Here is a 23,835-nt window from a genome sequence, read left to right on the forward strand (position 1 = left end):
ATGTGGTAAACGTTATATGTAAGATGAATACAAGTTTCCAAGGAGGCATTATTAATGAAAGTCACAGAAATTATGACGACTGACGTTGAGACAGTTTCCCCGGAAGCAACGATAGAACAAGTGGCATCAATGATGAAGGATTTGGATGTAGGGGCAATCCCTGTCGTCGGCGACGACGGATTGAAAGGGATCGTCACCGACCGTGACCTGGTCATCAGAGGCATCGCCTCGCAGTTCCCGCTGGATGCGCCGGTTGGAAGAATCATTTCCAAGAGCACGGCGACCGGTTCCAGGGATATGGACGTCGAAGAAGCGGCTGAAATTATGCGGAGCGCGCAAATACGCCGTCTGCCGATACTGGAAGATGATGAAGTGGTTGGCATCGTTTCACTCGGAGACGTTGCGGTGAAACAGGATGACCCGGAAGATTCGGAAGTGGCATTGGAAGATATTTCAAAACCAGCCGAGCCGGACAGATAAAAAATATGATTCACTCAAATATAAAGCGAAATCCCAGACAGAATTCTGTCCGGGATCTTTTGTTTAATAAAAGAAATATATGGTTGTAAAACTCTACCAGGTGTTCCCTGAGGCGGACTGCTGCATGTTCTGCGCATAGCTCATGGCGGTGTCCACTGCGGTTTGTGCTTCAATGTAACCCCACTGCTTGCCGAAGGCGGGCTCCCCGGTCATCTGTAGTATGCTCTTGATGTCGTTCGGGCTCAAGTTCGGGCTCGCTTCAAGCATCAGTGCGATGACGCCTGCAACGATTGGTGTCGCCATGGAGGTGCCGGACATCTGGATATAATGCTCGTCGATGATTTGCTCAACGAGCTCCATCTCGGAATGTGAGCCGGGCGAGCGGAGTGAGATGATGTCGGTGCCGGGTGCGTATATATCCGGTTTCACGAAAGCATCGATTGTCGGACCGCGGCTGGAGTAGTCGGCGATCGCATCATCAGAACGTTCGACTGTATCCTGATCATCCACTGCGCCGACCGTGATGATGAACGGATTGATGGCCGGTGTGCCGATGGTAGATGGGCCGGGGCCGCTGTTGCCTGCTGCGGCACAGACGATCAATCCGCTGTGCCATGCTTGCTGGGCGGCCATGGATAACGGGTCCTCCCTGAATGATTCGTAGGCGTCCGCCCCGAGCGACAGGTTGATGATGTCGATATCATGATTGTCTTTATTATCGATGCACCATTCGATGCCTTCGATGATGGTGGATAAGCTGCCGCCGCCTGAGGCATCCAGCACTTTCACCCCGATGAGTGAAGCTTCAGGGGCGGGGCCTGTGTACTTGCCGCCGGACATGGCACCGTTCCCTGCAGCATCTCCTGCGCAGTGTGTGCCGTGGCCGTTGTCGTCATATGGTTCCTCCTCACCGTTAATGAGGTCATGAAATGCGATGATACGGTTTTCCGGCGTCGTGAGGTCCGCATGCGGGTGGATGCCGGTGTCGAGCACCGCAATCGTCACACCTTTCCCGCTCAGCTGATGCTGTTCCCTGATCCGCCTCGAACCGATCTGATCATCGGTGATGTCGAGGAAGGCCCGGACCGGGCGATCGTAGTAGATTTTCTCAACGGCTGTATGATGTCGGACCTCCTTGATCATATCGGGGGTGAGTGCACCTTTGACGCTGTTGATGATGCGGATTTCTGCATCGAGATGGCTGTGTTCATCGGCATTGCAAGTCTGTATCAGATCTTCCTTTTCCCCGTCATCTGCGCTTTTCCGGCATTTGATGATGATCGGTATCTCCGTCGGAATTGCTTCCGCCGCACGGTAGTTGAATTTCCGGATGTTCCTGAGTTCCGCAACCAGTGCCGGATCAAGCTTGCCGTCATTCTCTTCAAACCATACCCTCTGTCTTCTTTCCATCCGCTTCTCCTCCCTTTGAATAAAAATACCGCCTCGTGATGAGGCATGTCCTTATTGTGTAATTTTATCATAACATCTGGCGTTAATTTTATCCATAGAATCAAAGCTTCGGGAGAGTGGGGACAAGCTATTTAAAAGAATATTTTAAAAATTCTCTAATATGTGTTGACGGAGGATGGGAATTCGTGTATCTTTTGGATACGGCTTTATCCCCAAAAATTCAGTGATCAGGCGTATGGGAGCGCTTACTTCATTTGAAGGGGATTATGCTGCACAGATGAAATATTGAAGAAAAATAATATAATATATGATTCGGCTCCGGGGATACCCGGGGCCTTTTTTTATGTTTGCGGCTTGAGGATAATAACAATAGAAATCTGATTTTTGAGAATTGTTAAAAATTTAGTGGACATATATTTTAATTGTGATTAATATAGTCTTAAGGATATTAATGCAAAATTTGATTAAATTTACATCTTAATGGTTATATTTATCAAGGGGTTCCGGGGGATGAGCGATGAAAGAATTGAGTTTAAAAATCAAACGGTGCATTGATGTCATGGTGAGTTTCATATTATTGATGATGCTCTCGCCGCTTCTGATTGCCACGGCTGTGCTTATCGTGGTGACAATGCCGGGCCCGGTCTTCTTCATGCAGGACAGGATCGGTCATAAGGGGAGGCCTTATTCCATATTCAAGTTCAGGAGCATGAAGGTCGATAAGGATGCGGAGACGAATTTTGCATTCGATAAGGATGCGGAGCGGCTGACGGCATTCGGCAGGCTGATCAGAAGGTTGAAGATTGATGAACTGCCGCAGCTTTTGAATGTGCTGAAGGGAGATATGAGCCTTGTCGGACCGAGGCCGACGATTGAGCAGCAGGTGCGGGAATACGATGATCATCAAAGGCGGCGGCTTGATATGAAGCCTGGGATGACGGGGCTTGCCCAGGTGAACGGAAACGCTTCTCTTACCTGGGATGAAAGGATAGAATACGACGTCCGCTACATCAGCCGGTTTTCGCTGTTCCTGGATATATGGATTCTGCTGAAGACTGCCCTCATTGTGCTGCTCGGGGAGGAACGGTTCAAAAAATGATGAAGACAGGGGGATGTATATGTCGAATGGAATCATATTCGCAGGTTCGGTGATATCGAGTGAAATCGTATTAAGGAGTCTGATTGAAAATGGTATGCCTCCGGATAAAGTGTTTTCACTTAAGGAGGAGCACTCGGCGAATGTCTCGGGCTACAGCGACTTATCCAAAATTGCTAGAGAAAATGATGTGGAATACGTGGATTTCAAGAACATCAATGATGATGCACATGTGCGCGTGATGGAGGAGATGGCGCCTGATTACATCTTTATCGTCGGGTTATCCCAGCTTGTGAGCGAGCGTATCATCAATGCGCCGCGGAAAGGGGTCATCGGTTTCCATCCGACGGCATTGCCGAAGTTCAGGGGCCGCGCTGCGATTCCCTGGCAAATACTCCTTGGAGTGAGGGAATCCAAATCTTCATTGTTCTACATAGATGAAGGGACGGATACAGGAGAAATAATCGATCAGGAAGCTTATCTGATCGGTGAAGACGATTATGCCGAGGATGTGGAGGCGGCATTGAATGCTGCACTGCAGCGGATGGTGCCGCGTGTCGTCCAGAAAATCAAGGATGATGCGCTGATTTCCCGGCTGCAGGATGAAAATGCCGCAACATATCTTTTGAAGCGGGTGCCGGAGGACGGGAGGATCGATTGGAACGACTCCGTTCGTGACATCCATAAATTGATCCGGGCGACATCCAGGCCTTATCCGGGTGCTTTTTCTACTTATAAGGATAAGAAAATCATATTCTGGCGGGGCGAGGTGCATGAAAACAACAAGTATTACGGTCTGCCGGGTCAGATCATCCAGGCAGGTGAAGATGGCATCGATATATTCTGCAAGGACGGCATATTGAGGATCACGGATTACGAAACGGAATCCGGGGTCAGGTTCATCGACGGGAATAAATTTATTTGAAGCTGAGGGGAGCTTGGGGGAAATGAAGATATTAGTGTTTGCACCACATAATGATGATGAAGTGCTGGGCGTCGGGGGGACGATCGCCAAGTACGTAAAGGCAGGACATTCTGTATATGTCTGTGAAGTGACGAGTACGCCGGATCCGGAATGGACGAAGGATCTGCGGGTTGAAGCGAAGGCGGCCCATGATTTTCTGGGAATTGAAGAAACGTATTTCCTCGACCTGCCGATGATCGGCCTCAGGCATCATGATACAGCGGACTTCAACGGCCGGGTGCATGATGTCGTGCAGCAGGTAAGTCCCAATATCGTCTTTGTGCCGCATAAAGGGGATATGAACTTTGACCATGCCGAAGTGACATACAGTGCAATGGTTGCACTGCGCCCGTTCAATGTGTCTGATTTAAAAGAGATACTCGCGTATGAGACGCTGTCGGAGACGGAATGGAACACACCGACCGTCGATAATGTATTCATGCCGAACGTGTTCTATGATATTACGGATACTATAGAAGATAAACTCAAAGCGATGGAATATTATGAGTCCGAATTGAAGCAATATCCCCATCCGAGGTCGCTTGAAGCGATCCGGGCATTGTCGATGTACAGGGGATCGACCATCAACGTGGCCCATGCGGAAGCTTTCATGCTGATCCGTGCGGTCAGGAAGCAGGTCGTGGAATAATCTCTTTCGGGAGGTTATTTTTTTATCAGGGGCAATGTCTTGGTTTTTAAAAACATGAAGGATGGTGGCAATATTGAAAGACGGCTCATTTATCATTTCTTTGGACTTTGAACTTTTTTGGGGATACATCGATTGTGAAAGCCTTGAGAAGCACAGGGCACGGATGCAGAAGACACGGCGTGTGGTGGCTGAACTGATTAATGTGTTCGAGGAGAACGACATTAAAGTCACTTGGTCGACAGTCGGGATGCTGATGCTTGAAAGTGCTGATGACTTGAAGCGGTTGCTCCGGGACGTCGAAGTGCCGGACTATGAAGATGCAAAACTCAATAATTACAACACATTCGAGGCACTTCTATCTCATTCGGAATACAGTGATGAGGTCTTCTTTGCGAGTGAATTGGTGGAGCAGCTGAAAGCTTCAAGGTATCAGACCATCGGCACCCATACGTTCTCGCATTACTACTGCCTTGAAAAAGGGCAGACGAATGAAGATTTCAGAAAGGATCTGTCGATAGCGATGGCCGTGGCTGAAAAGAAGGATATCGGTGTTGAAAGCATCGTGTTCCCGAGGAACCAGTACGATGCGGGCACACTGGCACTGCTCAGGAATTACGGCATCAGGAGCTACAGGGGCAATCCGGATCAGTTTATCTACAGGACGCGTCCATCGGACAACCTCGCAATCAGGGCGGGACACCTGCTGGATACTTACTGGAATATCGCAGGGCATATCACGCATCCCGTGCCGGAAACGGAAGACGGGCTGTACAACATCAAAGCGAGCCGCTTCCTGCGTCCGCTGACGAAGCGGAACATGCGGTTCAAGAAGCTGCAGCTGAGACGGATCAAAAATGAAATGTCGCATGCAGCAGAGCATGGCCTTTATTATCATCTGTGGTGGCACCCGCACAATTTCTCCGGCCTGACGGATGAGAACATCAGCTTCCTTAAGGAAATCATCAATCACTTCAAAAATTTGAACGAGACTTATAACTTCAGTTCCGACAGTATGGAATCCTACGTGGAGAAGGTGAGAGCGAATGTATAATATCATGATGATATGCGGTGCGGGCGACCAGTCGAACTACGTCTATAATAATGTGTCAAAGGAATTCGAAATATCCAAAGTGTTCATCGTGGGCGACGGCAGCAGGAAAACTTTTTTGAAGCGGCGGATCAGGAAGCTGGGTATCTTCAAAGTCATCGGACAGATCATGTTCGTCCTTTATACGAAGCTGTATCTGCGGAAACGCTCGGAGAAGCGGATTGAAGATATCCAGCGTGAGCATGATCTGGACAGTACTGAGATCCCACAGGGAAAGATCGAGCACATCGATTCCGTGAACGGTGTCCGGATGGAACAGGCGCTTAAAGAAATTGGGCCGGACCTTGTCATCATCAATGGTACACCGATCATCAAGAGTCATATACTGGATGCTGTGGACGCACCTTTTTTGAACATCCATGTAGGCATCACGCCGAAGTACAGGGGTGTACACGGCGGGTATTGGGCTTTATACAATGCTGATAATGACCTCGCCGGGGTGACGACGCACTTCGTCGATGCAGGTATCGATACGGGGACGGTCCTGGATCAGAACACGATAGAAGTGACCGGTGACGATAACTTCCTGACATACACCCATCTGCAGGCCGCCGCAGCTTTTCGTAACTATAATGCCATCGTCCGGGAAGTCCTGGAGGGTGATGCGAAATTTGTGCCGCCGCTCACGGATGAAAGTGCAATATGGTCGCATCCTGCATTATGGGAATATGTTTACGGCAGAGTGTTCAGGAATGTGAAGTAGGACTGCAGTCATATTTGTAATGAAGAGCATAACAAAGGGGATGTCTGAAATGACAAGGAAAATCGTACAGGGGGTCACTTCTTCACTGAGTGTGCTGTTTTTGAGGGATCAGGTGAAATATCTTGAACAAAACGGCTATGAAGTGAAAATCGTATGCAACAATGATTTCGATAAGACGTACAAAGATATCGAATTGGATCATATACCGTTTGAAAGGGAAATCAATATCACTAAAGACATATCTGCACTTTATAAACTCTTCTTATATTTAAGGGGGGAATCACCGGACATCATAAATTTCAGTACGGCGAAAGCCGGGCTGCTCGGTATGATTGCGGGTTTCCTGAATGGTACAGGCACACGCATCTACATCATCAGGGGGCTCAGGCTCGAGACCGTGAAAGGCGCCAAATCCAAAGTGCTGCATCTTACTGAAAGAATTGCATGTCTGCTCAGCACCCATGTGATCGTCATTTCAGAGAGTCTTGAACAGGAAGTGGTCAAGAGGGGACTCGTGAAGCCGGATAAGGTGATGCGGATCGGCACAGGCAGCAGCAACGGCATCGATCTGGAGAAATTCGATCCTGAGAAGATTCCGATGGAGCAGGTCAAGGCACTGAAGGAAGAACTTGGCATCGGCCCGGATGACTTCGTCATGGGCTACATCGGACGCATCACCAGGGATAAGGGCTGTAATGAACTGGTCGAGGCATTTGAGGCATTGTCCGAGGACCGTCCCGATGTGAAGCTTTTGCTCGTCGGGGATTTCGAGGACAGTGATGCCATTGAACAGGAGAATATTGATAAAATCCATGAAAATGAAAATATCATACTGTGCGGCTACACGCTGGACATCCAAAAGTATTACCTTTTGATGGACCTGTTCGTCTTCCCGACCTACCGAGAGGGGTTCGGTAACGTCAGCATCGAGGCACAGGCAATGGGGGTGCCCGTCGTGACGTTCAATGTGACGGGGGCGAGGGATACGCTTCTTGACGGACAGACAGGTATGATCACAAAGAGTAAGGATGCGGAAGGTCTGACGCAGGCAATTAGTCACCTTATGGAGAGTCCGGAAGTGTTGGACAATATGGCCGGAGATTCGCGTAAATTCGTGGCAGATCATTTCGACAGGCGCTTCATGCAGGAAGAATTACTGAAGTTTTACGACAGTCTTGATGTTTCTCAAGTACCGGCAGAAGAAGCAGAGCATTTATAGATAATTATATTTTAGTGAGGGAGCGACTTTTGAGGTCACTCCCTCATTTTTTATTTTTTTTAAGCAAATTGATTAATAATATCCCCTGTTTTTCATATATGAAAACTTATGCATATCATTCAGTATTTTAGGTGTCTCGATATAGAGTCTTTTACTTTAAATTAATGAAACTGACTGTTAATTTGACATGCTATACCGCTATATAACTCGATATCTATATAAAAAAGAGATAATATACTCTAAAATAGTAATTTAAAGATATAATAATCAGAAGATTCTAATAAATAATTAGTTTATTTTAGTTAATGGTAACTTTTTACACAATATGCAATTATGAATTTCTTGATGATTTAATATTCAGAAAAGTATTGATTATTCATTTTGTATTGATATAATAGGATTCAAGTACTATTAAATTGTAAAATTAAACTAATTGAAGAAGCTTTACAATTTAGCGGTTCTTTACAAAATGAAATGCATGGGGGAATGGTTATGGGGGATTCGGTCAATCTGGAGATCGTGCTGAAGATCATCAGGAAGAATGCAGTGTCCATCATATTATTTACGGTCATTACGGGGCTGCTTATGGCTCTGGTCACTTTCTTTCTGCTCACGCCGAAATATGAATCAGAGACCCAGATTTTAGTGAGCCAGCCGGAGAGCAGCGGAATCGTGGACAATCAGAACATCGAGACCAGCCTGCAGCTGGTCACCACTTACAGGGATATCATTTTAAACCCCCTCGTACTCGGGGAAGTCAGAGACAACCTCGATCTGGAACAGACGACGGGTGAATTATCTGAACAGATCACCGTCAGCAATGAAGATCAGTCGCAGATCATCACGGTGACCGTCGTCGGTGACAGCATTGATGAGGCGGCGGGTATCGCAGATGAAATCGCGAGCGTCTTCCAGGAGAGAGTGATTGAAATCATGAACGTAGATAATGTATCTGTACTTGCTTCAGCATTCATGGATGCGGATACTACACAGGTCTCGCCGCAGCCTGTCATAAATATCGCAGTCGGTCTCGTGGTCGGCTTGATGCTCGGTCTGGCACTCGCATTCACGAGGGCATTTTTCGACAAGTCTGTAAGGAACGAAGAAGATGTCGACAAACATCTGTCGATACCGGTCATCGGGTCGATCGATAAATTTGAAAAACAAGTAGGGGCAGGGGATGGACTATGAACAAAAGAAATCATGAAGAAGGCACTGCGCCGAAGTACCTGGTGGTGGACAAACAGCCGCATGCCACTGTGAGCGAACAGTTCCGCACGATAAGAACGAACATAATGTATTCAAGTGTGAATACGGACATCAAATCAGTCCTTTTCACATCGGACCTGGCAGGGTCGGGGAAATCAACAGTTGCTGCGAATATGGCCGTCGCCTACGCACAGGCCGGCAAGAAGACGTTACTTCTTGATGCGGACCTGCGCCGGCCGACCTCCCATGAAACATTCAGGGTGGGCAACAGGGAAGGGCTGTCCACTTTGATCGTCAATGATATCCATCTTAAGGAAGTGATCAAGGGAACCGAATTCGACAACCTGGATCTGATCACCTCGGGTCCGATACCGCCGAATCCGGCAGAGCTGCTCTCAGCACCTAAATTGGATGCGATCATGGTCAGGCTGGTGACGCATTATGATATGGTCATCATCGACTCGCCGCCCATACTGTCGGTCACAGATGCCCAGCTTCTAAGTAAGAATGCAGACGGCGTCGTCCTGGTCACCAACGTGGAAAAGAACAACAGGGACCGGTTGAATGAAGCGAAAGACCTGCTCAACAAGTCCGGCGCGAATATCCTCGGTATCGTCCTGAACGGACGGACTGCGGAATACAAGCGGGACGGCCACAACTACTACTATCAGAAGTCGCAGGCGACTTGAGAAGCGCGGGATGGAAGTAAAGTATTCAGGAATTAAAATAGGTAATGAAGGAAGAGGGTAATATGGGAGCTAAAAAACGATACTTTCTCTTCGTATCCGTTGATTCTTTAATCGTGACTTTTTCAATATTCATCAGTTATTACATTCTTGTCCCCTTTTTCTCGGAGTATTCACTTGCCGTCCTCGGCACGACTTCGGTGATCATCCTCCTCAGCCATCATATTTATGCCTACATCTTTAACCTTTATCACAGGGCATGGGAGTTTGCGAGTGTCAGGGAGCTGGTCTCGATCTCTTTGTCGGTGACGGCGACATTGATCACGACGGCGGTTCTGACTTATATGATGTTCGGCATCACGTTCTTCAGGCTGATGCTCATCACATGGATGATGCACTTGATATTGATCGGGGGTTCGAGGATGACCTGGCGGGTCTTCCACCATCATCTGAAAGGCAGAAGGTACAATGGTTCAAGGATGGTGCGTACATTGGTCGTCGGTGCTGGAAAAGGGGGAACCATGCTGATCAGGCAGATGCTTGATAATCCGACGATGGGCATGAATCCGGTGGCGATCGTGGACGATGATGAGATGAAGCGTAATATGGAAGTGGCAGGGGGCATCAAGGTCGAGGGGAACAGGTATGATATCGGAAATCTTGTGAACAAGTATGATATACGGAAGATCGTCATTGCAATCCCGTCACTCAGTAAGAGAGAATTGAACAGGATACACAGTCTTGTGAATCTCGAAGGTGTGGACGTCCTGATCATGCCGAACATAGAGGATGTGATGTCCGGAAGGCTTGAAGTGAACATGCTGAAGCAGGTGGAAGTCGAAGACCTTCTCGGACGGGAGCCTGTAGAGCTCGACATGGAAGGCATTGAAGAGCAGGTGACCGATAAGACGATTCTCGTGACAGGTGCCGGGGGGAGCATCGGTTCGGAAATCGTCAGGCAGATCGCCAAATTCCAGCCGCGTCGCATACTGCTGCTCGGGCACGGGGAGAACAGCATCTATACAATCCTCGAGGAAGTCCTGGATCAAAAGAATGAAAACATCAGCTATATACCGATCATCGCAGATGTCCAGAACCGCAAGCGGATGTTTGAAGTGTTTGAAAAGTACAGGCCGGATATGGTCTATCATGCGGCCGCCCACAAACATGTGCCGATGATGGAATACAACCCGATCGAAGCGATCAGGAACAACATCATCGGGACGAAAAATACGGCGGAAGCGGCCTGCCACTACAAGGCTAAAAAGTTTGTGATGATCTCCACGGACAAGGCGGTCAACCCGCCGAACGTCATGGGGGCGACGAAGCGGGTCGCCGAGATGATCATCCAGGCACTGGATAAGGACTGTGAGGATACGACACTCGTTGCCGTGAGATTCGGAAACGTCCTTGGAAGCAACGGCTCCGTGGTGCCTAAGTTCAAACGCCAGATAGAAGGCGGCGGACCGATCACCGTGACCGATCCGAGGATGACGCGCTACTTCATGACGATTCCCGAAGCATCGCGGCTCGTCATCCAGGCGAGTACACTCGCAGAAGGCGGCGAAGTGTTCGTCCTCGACATGGGTGAACCGGTCAAGATCGTCGACCTCGCCAAAAATATGATACGTCTCAGCGGATTCAGCGAAGAGGATATCGGTATCGAATTCGTCGGTATAAGACCCGGTGAGAAACTGTATGAAGAACTTCTCAACCCTGAGGAGATTCATCCTGAACAAGTATATGAAAAAATATACCGGGGGAGGGTATCTGAATCCTCTTTACAGGCTATTGAAGAGAAAATAAAGGTGTTTATGGCGCTGAATGAAAATGAAGTGAAGGAAACTCTGATCAACTTTGTCGGCCAGGAAGATAACGGGGAAGAATTGGAGCAGATCCGTGCAGTCTAGGGTGATGAACATTGTCGGGACATTGTTCATGGCGGCGAACCAATGGCTCCAGGTCATATTGATCACACGTCTGCTTGGGCTTTACGAAGTGGGGTTGTTCTCATATTTCCTGGCCCTGACGGGTCCACTCGTACTGTTCGCCCGGTTTTCACTGTCCAGGCTCGTCCCGACACAGACGAAACTGAGTTACGATTATGCGATATTCAAGCAGTTCCGTGATATTACGAACTATGGGTTCATATTCATGAGCCTGGCAGCAGTGATATTCATCGACCTCACTGTTTATGAGAGCATCTGCCTGTTCTTCTTCGTACTCTTCAAGTTTTACGAAAACAAGGAAGAGTTCATCTATACGGAAAACATTTCGGAGTCGCGGATTTCTTTTTTGGCATTATCAAAGATTTATAAAAGCATTTTGACAATCATATTATTCACAGCAAGCATCTTCATATTCGATTCATTGCTGATGGCGATGGTGAGCCTGCTTGTATCACAGGTGCTCATCTATTACTTCTACGGTCTGAAGTTCACGTTCTCACCGCGTAAACCGGTGGTCAAGTTGAATTCCGGCGATTTCAAAAAGATTTTCGCCCTCGGAATCGGGTTGTCACTTGTGGAAGTCCTCTCCTCACTGGTGTCGAATGTGCCAAGGTACATGCTCGAATATTTCCATAGTGTTGAAACTCTGGGTATCTTTGCAACAATCATGTACTTCGCACTGATCACAAACAATATCGTCTTTGCACTGAATGAGGGGTTCATTGCCGGACTCGCCCGTGAAGCAAGGCAGAACATCAGGTCATTCTACCGGTCGTTCTTTAAGATATGCGGTGTATTCCTGATTTTGACCGCGGCCGGGGAGATCATACTCATTCTTTTCGGCAACGACATACTGGTGCTGGTGTACGGGGAGGAATTCATGGGGTATCAGCGTGAAATGCTGCTGCTCGGGGTCTTGTTGTTTTTCATCGTCTACACGAAACTTTTTGAAATGGCACTCAACGTCCTCAATCTCTATACACCGCAGGTCGTGATGCAGGCGATCACTTTTGTTACAACGATTGTGCTCTCCATAGCAGTGATCATACCTTTCGGGCTGGCGGGGGCATTCATCGTGAGCATCAGCACACACTTGCTGCTGCTGCTGGGGCAGATCACGATATTAATGTATCACAGGAAATACAAAGTCAGTATTTAGGAGGGGTGGTGGAATATGATCATCATCTGGCTCGCGGCATCATTATATATCATCGTCAGCTTTTTGTTTCAACATTACATCACAGATACTTACTACATGACGTTTTCATTCATTATTTTTACAGTAATCGTATTATTCTTCACACTTTTGATCAATCATACAAAATTCATCGCCATCATCTACACGAGTTTCATCATAAGGCTGATAATGATGCTGATAGATTCAAGGCCGGGTGAAAAGGTCATTCCGCACAGTGGTGAGGACACTGAGAATTATTATGAGACTGCACTCGAAATCAGCGCCAATCCGGCGCTCGTGAATTCGGACATCTACGGCGGTTTTTATTCGAAATTCCTGGGGCTGCTGTTCCATGTATACGGGGATGACCGGCTGTTCGCACAATTCCTGAACATCATCATCGCCGTCACGGCAATACTGATTATGATAAAGATCTTCAAAATGCTCGATATCTCAGGCAGGGTCCAATGGTTCCTCGTACTGTTGATGGCTTTCTTCCCGCATTCGCTGATATTTTCAAGCATATTGATGCGGGAATCGCTGATATCGATCACCATCGTACTCTCATTATATTTCTTCACCCGCTGGTATAAACACAGGGAACGGTCGAGCGCCCTGCTCAGTGTCGTCTTCGTATTGCTCGGGGCATCCTTCCATACCGCAGTGATGGGGATACTGATCGGTTATCTGTTCGGGTTCATCTTCTACAGGCATAACACAAAGGAGTTCAAATTCTCGGTGGAATCACTGGTGCCGTTCAGCATATTTGCGGTCATCACGACTTATATGCTGGTATTTCCGAATGTGGTCGCGGACCTGCCGATCTTCAACAAGGTGGATCAGGTGTTCAACGAAGATGTCGGCCTGTATGAGACGGTGGCTTCGGCAAGCGGCGGCTCGGCTTACCTTACAGGACTGGAAGTGAACAACCTTTTCCAGCTGCTGCTGTATTCACCGATCAAGTTCATCTATTTCATTGCATCACCCATGCCATGGAACATCGGCAGTTTGAATGAGCTGATAGCATTCCTGCTCGACGGTGTCTTCTACATCGTGGCACTCGCGGTGTTCATAAAAAATTATTACATCATCAAAGAAAGGCCGATCCTTGCGATACTGCTGCTCAGTGTCATGGCCGGCTGGTTCATATTCGGGCTCGCCATCTCCAATGCGGGGACGGGCCTCAGACACCGCTTCAAATTCTTCTACATCATCGTCGTCATACTCGGCGTCATCTGGGATCAGCGGAGAAAACGATGATGCAGCATGCTTCAGGGGAGATTTACATTAAAAGGGGATAACAGGGGGAGTAAAATGTTAAAGAAACTCACAAAAATTGATGCACATGATATTTATTACCATTCACCGATATTCATGCAGCATGTGTTCACAAGTGCGTACGGCTACATGTTGAAAAGGGAGCGGTATACGGGGCTGTACCGTGAGGCGCTCAAGCGCTACATCCGCGGCGGCATCAGGCAGGAGGACCTGCTGCTGGAATTGATGCATCACCTGAAAGGCAATATCGAAGTCTATAAAAACATCCGGATCGATGAAAAGGATCTGTTGAAGAGTTTCAAAAGACTGCCGATGACGGTCAAGGAGGATCTGAGGTCTGAAGTGGAGGAGCGTTCCTATAAAAAAGGAATCATCAGAAAATCCACGACAAGCGGAACGACCGGTGCGAACCTGGTCGTCTACGAATCCGAGCACGACCGGGCAAGGCGGATGGCTTTCCTCGACTACATCAAATATCAGAACGGCGTCATGCCGTTTTCAAGACGGGCTTCATTCACGGAGAAGGAGCTGAACCCCGTCAATCACAAGAACAAGCTGTGGCGCTACAATATCACGATGAAGCAGATGCTCTACGGGGCGAGGAGCATGACGCCGGACAATATGAAGTATGTTTACGCGAGCCTTGCGAAGTTCAAACCGGAGACACTCGATGGCTTTACGACTTCAGTCCATATGGTGGCCAAGTACATGCTCCGGAACGGCATCACCGCGGATTGGGAAGTCAAAGGCATCTTCCCTTCCTCCGAAATGCTGCTCCCTCATATGAAGGAGGATATCGAGAAGGCGTTCAATACGAAGCTCATCGACACATATGCAAGTTCCGAAGGTGCACCGTTCATCTACGGCACTCCGGAAGGATGGTACCAGGTCGGTCATGAAACGGGTCTGTTCGAGTTCTTCAGGAAGGACCACAATATATACGAAATGGTCGTCACAAGCTATGTCAACCATGCGACACCTGTCATCCGTTACAGGATCGGGGACCAGGTGGAGATAGAGTCGGATGCGAAATACCTGAACTCTTATGAGGATGATATCAAAATCAAGAAAATCATAGGCAGGGGCGCAGATTTCCTTTATACGACGGATGGGAATAAAATCACGAGCGTCATCGCCACATGGGTCATACTGGGCATGGAGGAGCTGGTCTCCCATATACAGTTTGTTCAGAAGGCGATGGATGATGTCATCATCAACCTGGTTGTGGAGGATGACTACACTAAAGAAGATGAAGCGGCCATCCGGGAGAAGATGAAGCGCATGCTCGGGAAAGACATCGGCGTCACTTTCAAATATATGTCCGCAATCCCAAAAGAGAGAAGTGGAAAGACGCGGATGATCATCAATGAAGTGGGGTGAAGCTGATGGATAGAAATGTGGGCGTAGTGGGACTGGGTTATGTCGGACTGCCGGTGGCAGTCGCTTTCGGCAGACACAGTCAGGTCATCGGATACGATGTTAGTGAAAGCAGAATCGGGGAATTGCGGCGCGGGTACGACCGGACCGGTGAAGTGAGCCGGACAGCACTCTCGGATACGGATATTTTATTCACCACCGATGAGGGTGTGCTCGGAAGTGCGGATTTCATCATCATTTCAGTCGGAACACCGATCAATGAACATAACCAGCCCGACCTGGGCCCGCTGCTCGATGCGAGTGCGGCGGTCGGCAGGGTGTTGAGAAAAGGTACAATCGTCGTCTATGAATCGACGGTCTTCCCGGGGGCCACCGAGGAAGAATGCCTGCCCGTATTGGAAGCGCATTCCGGCCTCATCAGTGGGAAGGATTTCTTCATCGGGTATTCACCGGAGCGGATCAATCCGGGGGACAGGGTGAATACTTTCGAAAACATTTTGAAGGTCGTCAGTGGAGAGACGGAAGAGGTCATGACAATCATCGCTGATGTCTATTCAACAGTCGTCAAAGCCGGTGTCTACAAAGCACCGAGCATCAAAGTCGCAGAATCCGCGAAATTGATTGAAAACATCCAGCGTGACGTCAACATTGCGTTGATGAATGAACTGGCAATCATACTGGACAGGGTGGGGGTGGATACGAAGGATGTCCTGGAAACGGCAGGGACGAAATGGAATTTCCTGAAGTTCTATCCGGGTCTTGTAGGCGGGCACTGCATCGGTGTGGATCCTTACTATCTCACTTACAAGGCCGAAGAGCTCGGCACCTATCCGGAGCTCGTCCTTGCGAGCAGGCGGATCAATGACGGCATGGCGAAGCACATCGCACTCGCTATACTGGAGCAGATGATCAATAAAGGTCTGCATATACGCGGAGCAACCATCAATATCCTGGGACTTACATTCAAGGAGAATACACCGGATCTCCGGAACACGAAAGTCGCAGACCTCATCGAGGAGCTCGAGCGTTTCGGGATGAACATCGTCGTAAACGATCCAGTGGCGGATAAGGATGAAGCGAAACGGTTGTATGATGTCGACCTCATCGACAAGGAGTGGCTGACGGAAACCGATGTAATGATTTTTGCAGTGGCGCATGACGAATACAGGAAGAACATCACAGAATACATGAATTTCCTCGGAGATAACGGTATCGCCGTAGATATCAAAGGCATGATCACAGAGGAACATCTGGCCGGATATCAGACATTATGGAGACTGTGATTACTGAAAACGCGACTGCGTTGAACAAGGGACTGGGTCAAGGGAGTATAAATGGGCAGGATGAATGACCAACACGTTTTAAGGGGAAAGGGGCTTATCATATGGTTTCAAACAGGGTATTTCTATCGTCTCCGCATATGGGAGGCAGCGAAGAGAAGTATGTCAGTGATGCATTCGAGAAGAACTGGATTGCACCGCTCGGGGAGAACGTCGACGAATTCGAAAATCAGATCAGGCAGTATACAGGGACGAAGGCTGCGTGCGCCGTATCCAGCGGCACCGGGGCAATCCACCTCGCACTGGACGTGCTGAATGTCGGCAGGGGAGATATCGTGTTGTGTTCGTCGCTCACTTTCGTCGCGAGTGCGAATCCGATCCTCTATATGGGGGCAACACCGGTATTCATCGATTCCGAGATGGACAGCTGGAATATGTCACCGGATCTGCTGGAGAAGGCCATGAGATTTTTCCGGATGAAAGGGAAGCTGCCGAAGGCGGTCATCGTGGTCAACCTTTACGGCCAGTCGGCAAGGATGGACCGGATCATGGAAATCTGCAACCGCTACGGCGTACCGGTGATCGAAGACGCGGCGGAATCCCTCGGTGCAGAGTATCAGGGGCAGCCGAGCGGGACGTTCGGTAAGATTGGCATATTTTCCTTCAACGGCAACAAAATCATCACGACTTCCGGGGGCGGCATGATTGTTTCGGACGAAGAGCTGCTCATCAAGAAGGCGTTGAAAAAAGCGACGCAGTCAAAGGAAGTTGCAGAACATTACCAGCATAATGAAGTTGGCTACAACTACCGATTGAGCAACATCAGCGCAGGCATCGGCCGCGGACAGATGGAAGTGCTCGAGGATCGGATCAAAAAGAAACGGGCGATCTTTGAGCAGTACGTTGAGGGCTTCAGCGATATAAGCGCCATCAACTTCATGCCTGAAATCGAAGGATCGTTCCATACAAGATGGCTGTCGACGTTCACTATCGACCCGGCCAAATCACCGATCACTCCGCGTCAGATCACACGGCATCTGGCCAATGAGAACATTGAGGCACGTCCGGTGTGGAAACCGCTTCATATGCAGCCTTTATTTGAAACGTGTGGTTATTTCAGGGGCGTACAGGACAATGCCAGATATCTTTTTGAACATGGTGTATGCCTCCCTTCCGACACGAAGATGACGGAAGAGGAGATCGACAGGGTCATCACCCTGGTCAGGGAACTGCTGCCGATTCACAGAATCATTGCGTGATTATCAGGATGGTATAAAGGGAGAGGTGTCATAATAATGACTCAGAACAGTATGGGAGCTTACAAGGGGACGTTCGGAAAAAGGAGTCTTGACCCTGAATCACTTGAAACGGCGTACACAGCTGAGGAAAGCAGCAGCAACAGGATCAGAGTGACGAGGTTTAAAAGGGAAGCGCTGGACGCAGCCGCCGGGGGTGCTGCAGAAGCAGAACAGGCCGCTGCGGTGAAAAGCCCGGCGGTGGATTTGAAGACGGCGGACCGAGATATACGCCCTGCAGCCAAAAAGGCCATGGACATCTACTTTACGAAGGATTACGTCAAAGTCAATGAACTCATTGAAAACGGGGAAGGCAAGTTTTTTGAAATCAAGAGCAAATATGGTCACGTCACCCATAGTGCAATCAAAAGGGAAATCCACACGACAATCAACGGGGAAAAATATTATGATCTGATTTCACCTTACGGCTACGGCGGTCCGGTCATCCATGAATCGACGAATAAGGAAAAGCTGATGTCAGAATTCGAGGACTGCTTCAGTGTCTACTGCGCAAACAATAATATCGTCTCGGAATTCATCAGGTTCCATCCGATATTCCAGAACCAGGAAGACTTCAAGGGTATTTACGACACAATGTACTTAAGGCAGACCGTCGGGACCGACTTCATAAAGTTCGAAGACACTTTTCAGAACGAATTTTCAAGGACTGCCAGGACAAAGGTCAGGAAGCGGCTCCGGGATGACAGGTTTTCTTTCCATATCGACAGGGGATTCAAGAATGTCGAGCCTTTTATCGACATCTACAATTTGACGATGGAACGGCATAATGCGACGCAGTTCTATTATTTCAACAGGGAATATTTCTACGCATTGAAGGATAAATTCGGGGACGACCTGATGACGATCAGCGTCAAATTTGAAGATAAGATCATTGCGATGGGGCTCTACTTCCTGTCGGGTGATGTCATACACGATCATCTTAACGGGACGAATCCGGATTATCTCGAGTATTCACCCGCTTATCTTTTGAAATATGCCTCGATGAAGTGGGGCGTCGAGAACGGTTATTCACTGATTCATTACGGCGGCGGCGTCTCCAACGCCGAAGACGATCCGGTACTGCATTTCAAGAAACGGTTCAGTAAGCATACGGAATTCGAATTCCACATCGGGAAGAAAATATGGGACCGGGAAGTATATGACACACTGTGTGATATGCGGGGAATGGATAAAAACAGAGACTTCTTCCCGGCGTATCGGTGAAGGGAACCGGCGGACTGAAAGTGAGGATGATTATAATCGGGGGCTGCGTCATCCTGCTGTTCATCATCATCGTCTTCATCGAGAGCTTCGACCACAATGTGAATGAAGACCCCGTGCCTGCGGACGTGATCATCATGCTCGGCGGGGATGATCAGGGGCGCCTGAAAAAGGCAGCTGAACTGTACCATGAGGGATACGCAGATTATGTGATGATTTCTCCACTTATGAGTGAATTTTATTCACAGAGCCGGGAGTTCGCCAACGCACTCGGCATTCCTGATACGGCAATCATCGCAGAGACAGAAGCCACCAGCACTTATACAAATGCCGTCCTGACTCTTGAAATGATGGAGAAATTAGGGCTTGAGAGCGCCCTCGTCGTGACGAGTGATTTTCATATGAAGCGCTCCAGGCTTTCCTTCGAACGCGTGAACCAGGACCGTTTTGAACTGACCTATGTTGCTGCATTGAGCGAAAACGGAGAGAAATGGCATGAAAGGTCTTATGCCAGACTGCTGTGGTCCAAGGAGTTCTATAAAATATGGGGCTACAGGCTCGGCTTGTATAAAGTGCTGGATCTCCCCGACGATTGATTATATCGGATTGTACCTATAAAAGAAGCGGGTGAGACTGATGATCTCCTATCAGACAATGAATATTCATCTCAATAAGATCGTATTGCCGCAGACCGTTGCACACATTCTTGAGTCGAAATTTGATTTCACGGATGCGGAGCTGGAATTCATCAATGGTGCCAATCAGTTTTTGAAGGCACATGCAGGTATTGAAAACTATAAAGTGAAGCAGGTATACTGCATCGGCACATGCCTCTTCAATTTTACGCGGATTGGGCTTTATTTCCTGCTGGAAGATGAAGTGTTGACCATCAGCACTTCGAACTTGAAGAAGATCAACGGCGAAGAACCTGACTGGCAGGTCAGACACTTTCCATTCAAGACCATTGAGGCACTCGACCTCGAGATGGTTGAAAATCTCAATGATCATAAGTATGAAGCGGGGATATTATATGTGACGGTCATCAATGACAAAGGCATCAGCCGCACCCATGTGCTCCATAATATCAATCCGGAACATATCCACTGCTTCAGGGATTTTTATACTAATATCATGGAAAATAAAAGGATCAGGGGAGCTTGAATATAAATGGCTTTACATGTTTATCCACGGCGCTTCAAAGGAATTTGAATGGTGAGGTGATAGGCATGGAAAAAGAGAAGGTCAGAAAAAAGGTTGAGAGGATTTTTGAGACGCCGAAGGTTGGCATCATGTCCACCGCCTACGGCAACAAACCCTATAGCCGTTATGTAACATTTTATAATGACGGTTGGAATCTTTATACTGAGGTCACAGCAGAATCCGTCGATTCGGATGAAATCAAGGACAATAACCTCAGCTACATCATCCTCGGTTATGATGAGGAGGCGGATTCGAGCTATGTGGAAATGCTCGCCAGGACGGAAGTGGTCATGGATCAGCCGACAGTGGACTGGCTGTGGGATCAGCAGGATGACCATGATATCGAGGCGCTCGAAAACCAGGTGATGGTGGTGCTGAAATTCATTCCGAAAGAGATCAAGCTGATGAACGCGAACGATGAAATTGATGTGCCGGAAGTGCTTGATTTTGCCGGCTGATTGAAGAGATGATTCTTCTTGATGAAGAGGCATCTCTTTTTTTATTCCGGAAAGAATTGCAAACGGCCGGGAAAAGATATAGTTTTAAAGTAATACATAAAGTGAAAGTGGTGTGCATATGCAGGCTGTCAAACAACCTCAGAAACTCCGGGACAATATCCCCCTCGTCATCGGCATCATAGCGGTGGCTGCAATGCTCCGTGCACCGCTCACCGCGGTCGGGCCGGTGATCGGCGACATCCGGGAGGATCTCCTGATTTCGAATACGGTGGCGGGTCTGCTCACCACGATTCCGCTGCTCACTTTTGCGGCGGTGTCCCCGTTTGTCTCGAAGGCCGTCGATAAGTTCACGATGCCGGTCACGATATTCTATGCGATCATTTTGCTGATTGCTTCATTATATATAAGGACACTTGGGACACTTGAATGGTTCTTGATCGGGACTGTCCTGCTTGGGGTTGCCATCAGTGTCGGCAATGTGACGCTGCCGAGCTATGCCAAATGGAAGTTCCCGCTTCAGATGGGATTCATCACCGCAATCTACAGTTCGACGATGAACCTCACTGCTGGACTCGGCAGCGGATTCAGTGTGCCGCTTGCGGAGATCGGCGGAGGTTACGGTCTGTCGCTCACGATATGGATCGCGTTCGGTGTTGTGGCGCTCATCGTCTGGATCCCACAGCTGCGAGGTGCAGGAGAGATGCGTTCGGCGGTACGGAAGGTGGAGCGTGCGCCGGGACGGAAGATTCATCAGTCGAAGATGGCCTGGGCGATTGCGATCATGTTCGCACTCCAGTCGACGACGTTCTACACGAATGCTGCATGGCTGCCGTCCATTTTGATGGAGAAGGGGATGTCGGCTGAAACTGCCGGATACCTCTTCATGTTCTGTCAGTTCGCCCAGCTGCCGATGACGTTTTTATTCCCTATACTCGCAAGCCGGGTGGACAACCAGCGAACGATTGTTTTTGCCATCACCGGACTGCTGCTGACCGGATATCTGCTGTTGTTTGCACAGTCATTTGCATTCCTCGTCATCAGTATGATTTTCATCGGCTTCGGTACGGGCGCTGCCTTCAGCACATGCATGCTGCTGTTCTCATTGAAGGCACGGACAGATTCCGGAAGCATCTCACTTTCCGGATTCGGCCAGTCGATCGGCTACCTGCTTGCAGCCATCGGACCATTCCTGATGGGTTATCTGTATGATGCGACCGGCACATGGACCCCCGCGCTGTTCTCTTATCTCATCATCGTTGCGTTGTTCTGTGCGGCGGGTGTGATTGCGACCAGGGAATTTTATATAGAGGATGAGCTGGAGGATAAGGTGTAGGCTTGATGCTTGCTCTATCGGAGTCTCGTTTGCATAACGAGGTGGTACTAGCCGTTTAATGGAGTCTCGATCGCGAAACGAGGTGGTACTAGCCGTTTAATGGAGTCTCGATTACGGGACAAGGTGTGGGGTTTATTTTATTAGTTAATATACTTAATATTCTGTAAATTAAATCATCCCGCACAGGGTATATGAATATTAACAGTCGGGGAAAATTGTGTGTATTCGAATACCTTCAAGGGGATGATGGATTTGAAGAAAGAGAGAAAGACGCCATCAATCTGGTACTCTGTGTTTGTGATGATTATGGTTATCGTTCTGATCATGGGCGGTGTAATTGTGTTCGATGCGTCCATCGAACTGATGCTGCTGATTACATTAATGGCGACAATACCGTTCGTATTATATTTGGGCTTTACTTTTAAGGAACTGGAGTCCGCGATGCTGTCGATGATGGCAAAAGCACTGCTGCCTTCCATGATCATTCTTGTCGTCGGGGCCATGATTGGGGCATGGCTGATATCAGGCACTGTGCCGACATTGATCTATTACGGCATCCAGTCGATTTCACCGGGGTACTTTTTTGCCACTGCTTTGATTTTCTGTACGATCGTCTCAGTTTCTACGGGAACTTCCTGGGGGACGATGGGGACGGCAGGTGTGGCTTTGATGGGCATCAGCCATGGTCTCGGTCTGCCTCCCGGCATGTCTGCAGGTGCAATCATCAGCGGTGCATATTTTGGTGATAAGATATCTCCGTTATCAGACAGTACGAACCTGGCTGCGGCAATAATGGAAGCGGACTTGATGGACCACGTAAAACATATGCTGTGGACGACGATGCCCGCCTATATACTGACGCTCATCGTCTTCATCGTGCTCGGCCTGAATTACGGGGGACAGGAGGGCGGGAGCCTTTCGAATATAGAAGTGATGACCGAATTCCTCGCATCGCACTATGATCTTGGGCTGGTGACCTTGATTCCTTTGGCTGTGGTCCTGCTGCTGCTCGTTTTGAAGAAGCCGCCGGTCACTTCCATCTTCATCGGTGCGGCGCTCGGCGGACTGGTCGCGATTTTTTACCAGGGTGCCGGCATTACAGAAACGCTGGGCACGATGTATGACGGCTATGCAGTGGACTCCGGTATTGAAGCGGTCGATTCACTGCTGACGCAGGGCGGCATCACCAGCATGTTCAATCTTCTGGCATTGTTCCTGTTCGCTTTGGGGCTCGGCGGATTGCTGCAGGAATCCGGCATACTCCAGAAATTCCTGGATACGTTCTTCAGCCGCGTCAATTCCGTGAAGACTCTGGTGCCGACTTCCATGGTGGCGAGCTACATCGGCACGGCGATTTTGGGCACAGCGAGTGCATCGATCGCACTCGTCGGGACGATGCTGAAGCCGTTATACAGAGAACAACGGCTGAAACCCCAGAACTTATCGAGGCTGATGGAGGATACCTCCACCCAGGGCGCGGTCGCAATCCCCTGGAACGGTAATGCGATATTCGCAGCGGCAGCACTCGGGGTGGCACCGCTGACTTTCCTGCCATTCCTGTTCCTCGCATTCTTCACGCCAATCTTCACTCTGTTGTACGGGCTGACCGGATTCACGATGATTAAGATGGATAAGGAAGATGAGGATATTGAAGAAGATTTTCAGATTTAAGGCAGGGGACGCCTTTCCGGTGAGGGAGGGCGTTTTTTATTGGAACTGGAAGTTTTTAATATATTTGATTCT

Annotated in this window: 22 protein-coding genes; 21 read left to right on the plus strand and 1 reads right to left on the minus strand. The window is 48.8% G+C overall.

Going from position 1 to position 23,835, the window contains the following annotated elements; translation table 11 throughout:
* Positions 1-54: 54 nt before the first annotated feature.
* On the plus strand, positions 55-480 hold the full coding sequence (locus CRN96_RS00225; RefSeq protein ID WP_097038016.1) for a CBS domain-containing protein: 426 nt from the start codon (positions 55-57) through the stop codon (positions 478-480).
* A gap of 93 nt (positions 481-573) precedes the next feature.
* On the opposite strand, the gene CRN96_RS00230 is transcribed toward CRN96_RS00225, so the two are convergent.
* Complete coding sequence (locus tag CRN96_RS00230; RefSeq protein WP_097038017.1) at positions 574-1,890, minus strand: S8 family peptidase; 1,317 nt, start codon at positions 1,888-1,890, stop codon at positions 574-576.
* A 517-nt stretch (positions 1,891-2,407) separates the two neighbouring features.
* Here CRN96_RS00230 and CRN96_RS00235 point away from each other — a divergent pair.
* The 20 genes from CRN96_RS00235 to nhaC all read left to right on the plus strand — a co-directional run bounded on the left by CRN96_RS00235 (position 2,408) and on the right by nhaC (position 23,763).
* The gene (locus CRN96_RS00235; protein ID WP_097038018.1) at positions 2,408-2,989 is read left to right on the plus strand and encodes a sugar transferase; all 582 of its coding nucleotides are present in this window, start codon (positions 2,408-2,410) and stop codon (positions 2,987-2,989) included.
* A gap of 19 nt (positions 2,990-3,008) precedes the next feature.
* Entirely contained in the window at positions 3,009-3,911 is a 903-nt protein-coding gene (locus CRN96_RS00240; RefSeq protein ID WP_097038019.1) for a methionyl-tRNA formyltransferase, read from the plus strand.
* Positions 3,912-3,933: 22 nt separating this feature from the next.
* Positions 3,934-4,599, plus strand: a complete 666-nt coding sequence (locus CRN96_RS00245) for a PIG-L deacetylase family protein (protein ID WP_097038020.1) — start codon at positions 3,934-3,936, stop codon at positions 4,597-4,599.
* A 61-nt stretch (positions 4,600-4,660) separates the two neighbouring features.
* The gene (locus CRN96_RS00250; RefSeq protein ID WP_097038021.1) at positions 4,661-5,650 is read left to right on the plus strand and encodes a polysaccharide deacetylase family protein; all 990 of its coding nucleotides are present in this window, start codon (positions 4,661-4,663) and stop codon (positions 5,648-5,650) included.
* Positions 5,643-6,410 (plus strand): formyltransferase family protein, encoded by a 768-nt coding sequence (locus CRN96_RS00255; RefSeq protein ID WP_097038022.1) that lies wholly within the window; start codon positions 5,643-5,645, stop codon positions 6,408-6,410. The genes CRN96_RS00250 and CRN96_RS00255 overlap by 8 nt, the downstream gene beginning before the upstream one ends.
* 49 nt (positions 6,411-6,459) lie before the next feature.
* On the plus strand, positions 6,460-7,629 hold the full coding sequence (locus CRN96_RS00260; protein WP_097038023.1) for a glycosyltransferase family 4 protein: 1,170 nt from the start codon (positions 6,460-6,462) through the stop codon (positions 7,627-7,629).
* A gap of 492 nt (positions 7,630-8,121) precedes the next feature.
* Positions 8,122-8,820 carry a YveK family protein gene (locus CRN96_RS00265; protein ID WP_097038024.1) on the plus strand — a complete coding sequence of 233 codons (699 nt, stop codon included), beginning with the start codon at positions 8,122-8,124 and terminating at the stop codon, positions 8,818-8,820.
* Complete coding sequence (locus tag CRN96_RS00270; RefSeq protein WP_097038025.1) at positions 8,817-9,527, plus strand: CpsD/CapB family tyrosine-protein kinase; 711 nt, start codon at positions 8,817-8,819, stop codon at positions 9,525-9,527. The genes CRN96_RS00265 and CRN96_RS00270 overlap by 4 nt, the downstream gene beginning before the upstream one ends.
* Positions 9,528-9,589: 62 nt before the next feature.
* Positions 9,590-11,434: a polysaccharide biosynthesis protein gene (locus CRN96_RS00275; RefSeq protein WP_097038026.1), complete on the plus strand. Its 1,845-nt coding sequence runs from the start codon at positions 9,590-9,592 to the stop codon at positions 11,432-11,434.
* Between the two features lie 4 nt (positions 11,435-11,438).
* A complete protein-coding gene (locus CRN96_RS00280; RefSeq protein ID WP_245844499.1) occupies positions 11,439-12,632 on the plus strand; it encodes a lipopolysaccharide biosynthesis protein in 1,194 nt (397 codons plus the stop codon).
* A 15-nt stretch (positions 12,633-12,647) separates the two neighbouring features.
* Positions 12,648-13,910 (plus strand): phospholipid carrier-dependent glycosyltransferase, encoded by a 1,263-nt coding sequence (locus tag CRN96_RS00285; protein ID WP_097038028.1) that lies wholly within the window; start codon positions 12,648-12,650, stop codon positions 13,908-13,910.
* A 54-nt stretch (positions 13,911-13,964) separates the two neighbouring features.
* Positions 13,965-15,308 carry a phenylacetate--CoA ligase family protein gene (locus CRN96_RS00290; protein ID WP_097038029.1) on the plus strand — a complete coding sequence of 448 codons (1,344 nt, stop codon included), beginning with the start codon at positions 13,965-13,967 and terminating at the stop codon, positions 15,306-15,308.
* A 5-nt stretch (positions 15,309-15,313) separates the two neighbouring features.
* The gene (locus CRN96_RS00295; RefSeq protein WP_097038030.1) at positions 15,314-16,588 is read left to right on the plus strand and encodes a nucleotide sugar dehydrogenase; all 1,275 of its coding nucleotides are present in this window, start codon (positions 15,314-15,316) and stop codon (positions 16,586-16,588) included.
* A gap of 101 nt (positions 16,589-16,689) precedes the next feature.
* Entirely contained in the window at positions 16,690-17,844 is a 1,155-nt protein-coding gene (locus CRN96_RS00300; RefSeq protein ID WP_097038031.1) for a DegT/DnrJ/EryC1/StrS family aminotransferase, read from the plus strand.
* Between the two features lie 51 nt (positions 17,845-17,895).
* On the plus strand, positions 17,896-19,104 hold the full coding sequence (locus CRN96_RS00305) for a GNAT family N-acetyltransferase (protein WP_245844500.1): 1,209 nt from the start codon (positions 17,896-17,898) through the stop codon (positions 19,102-19,104).
* A 26-nt stretch (positions 19,105-19,130) separates the two neighbouring features.
* The gene (locus tag CRN96_RS00310) at positions 19,131-19,697 is read left to right on the plus strand and encodes a YdcF family protein (RefSeq protein WP_245844543.1); all 567 of its coding nucleotides are present in this window, start codon (positions 19,131-19,133) and stop codon (positions 19,695-19,697) included.
* Between the two features lie 58 nt (positions 19,698-19,755).
* On the plus strand, positions 19,756-20,262 hold the full coding sequence (locus CRN96_RS00315; RefSeq protein ID WP_143544267.1) for a hypothetical protein: 507 nt from the start codon (positions 19,756-19,758) through the stop codon (positions 20,260-20,262).
* A 65-nt stretch (positions 20,263-20,327) separates the two neighbouring features.
* The gene (locus tag CRN96_RS00320; protein WP_097038033.1) at positions 20,328-20,759 is read left to right on the plus strand and encodes a pyridoxamine 5'-phosphate oxidase family protein; all 432 of its coding nucleotides are present in this window, start codon (positions 20,328-20,330) and stop codon (positions 20,757-20,759) included.
* Positions 20,760-20,877: 118 nt separating this feature from the next.
* Complete coding sequence (locus tag CRN96_RS00325; RefSeq protein ID WP_097038034.1) at positions 20,878-22,092, plus strand: CynX/NimT family MFS transporter; 1,215 nt, start codon at positions 20,878-20,880, stop codon at positions 22,090-22,092.
* 246 nt (positions 22,093-22,338) lie between these two features.
* Complete coding sequence (gene nhaC / locus CRN96_RS00330; protein WP_097039606.1) at positions 22,339-23,763, plus strand: Na+/H+ antiporter NhaC; 1,425 nt, start codon at positions 22,339-22,341, stop codon at positions 23,761-23,763.
* The last annotated feature ends 72 nt before the right edge of the window (positions 23,764-23,835 follow it).

The organism is Salinicoccus kekensis (assembly GCF_900220995.1).
Taxonomy (GTDB): domain Bacteria; phylum Bacillota; class Bacilli; order Staphylococcales; family Salinicoccaceae; genus Lacicoccus; species Lacicoccus kekensis.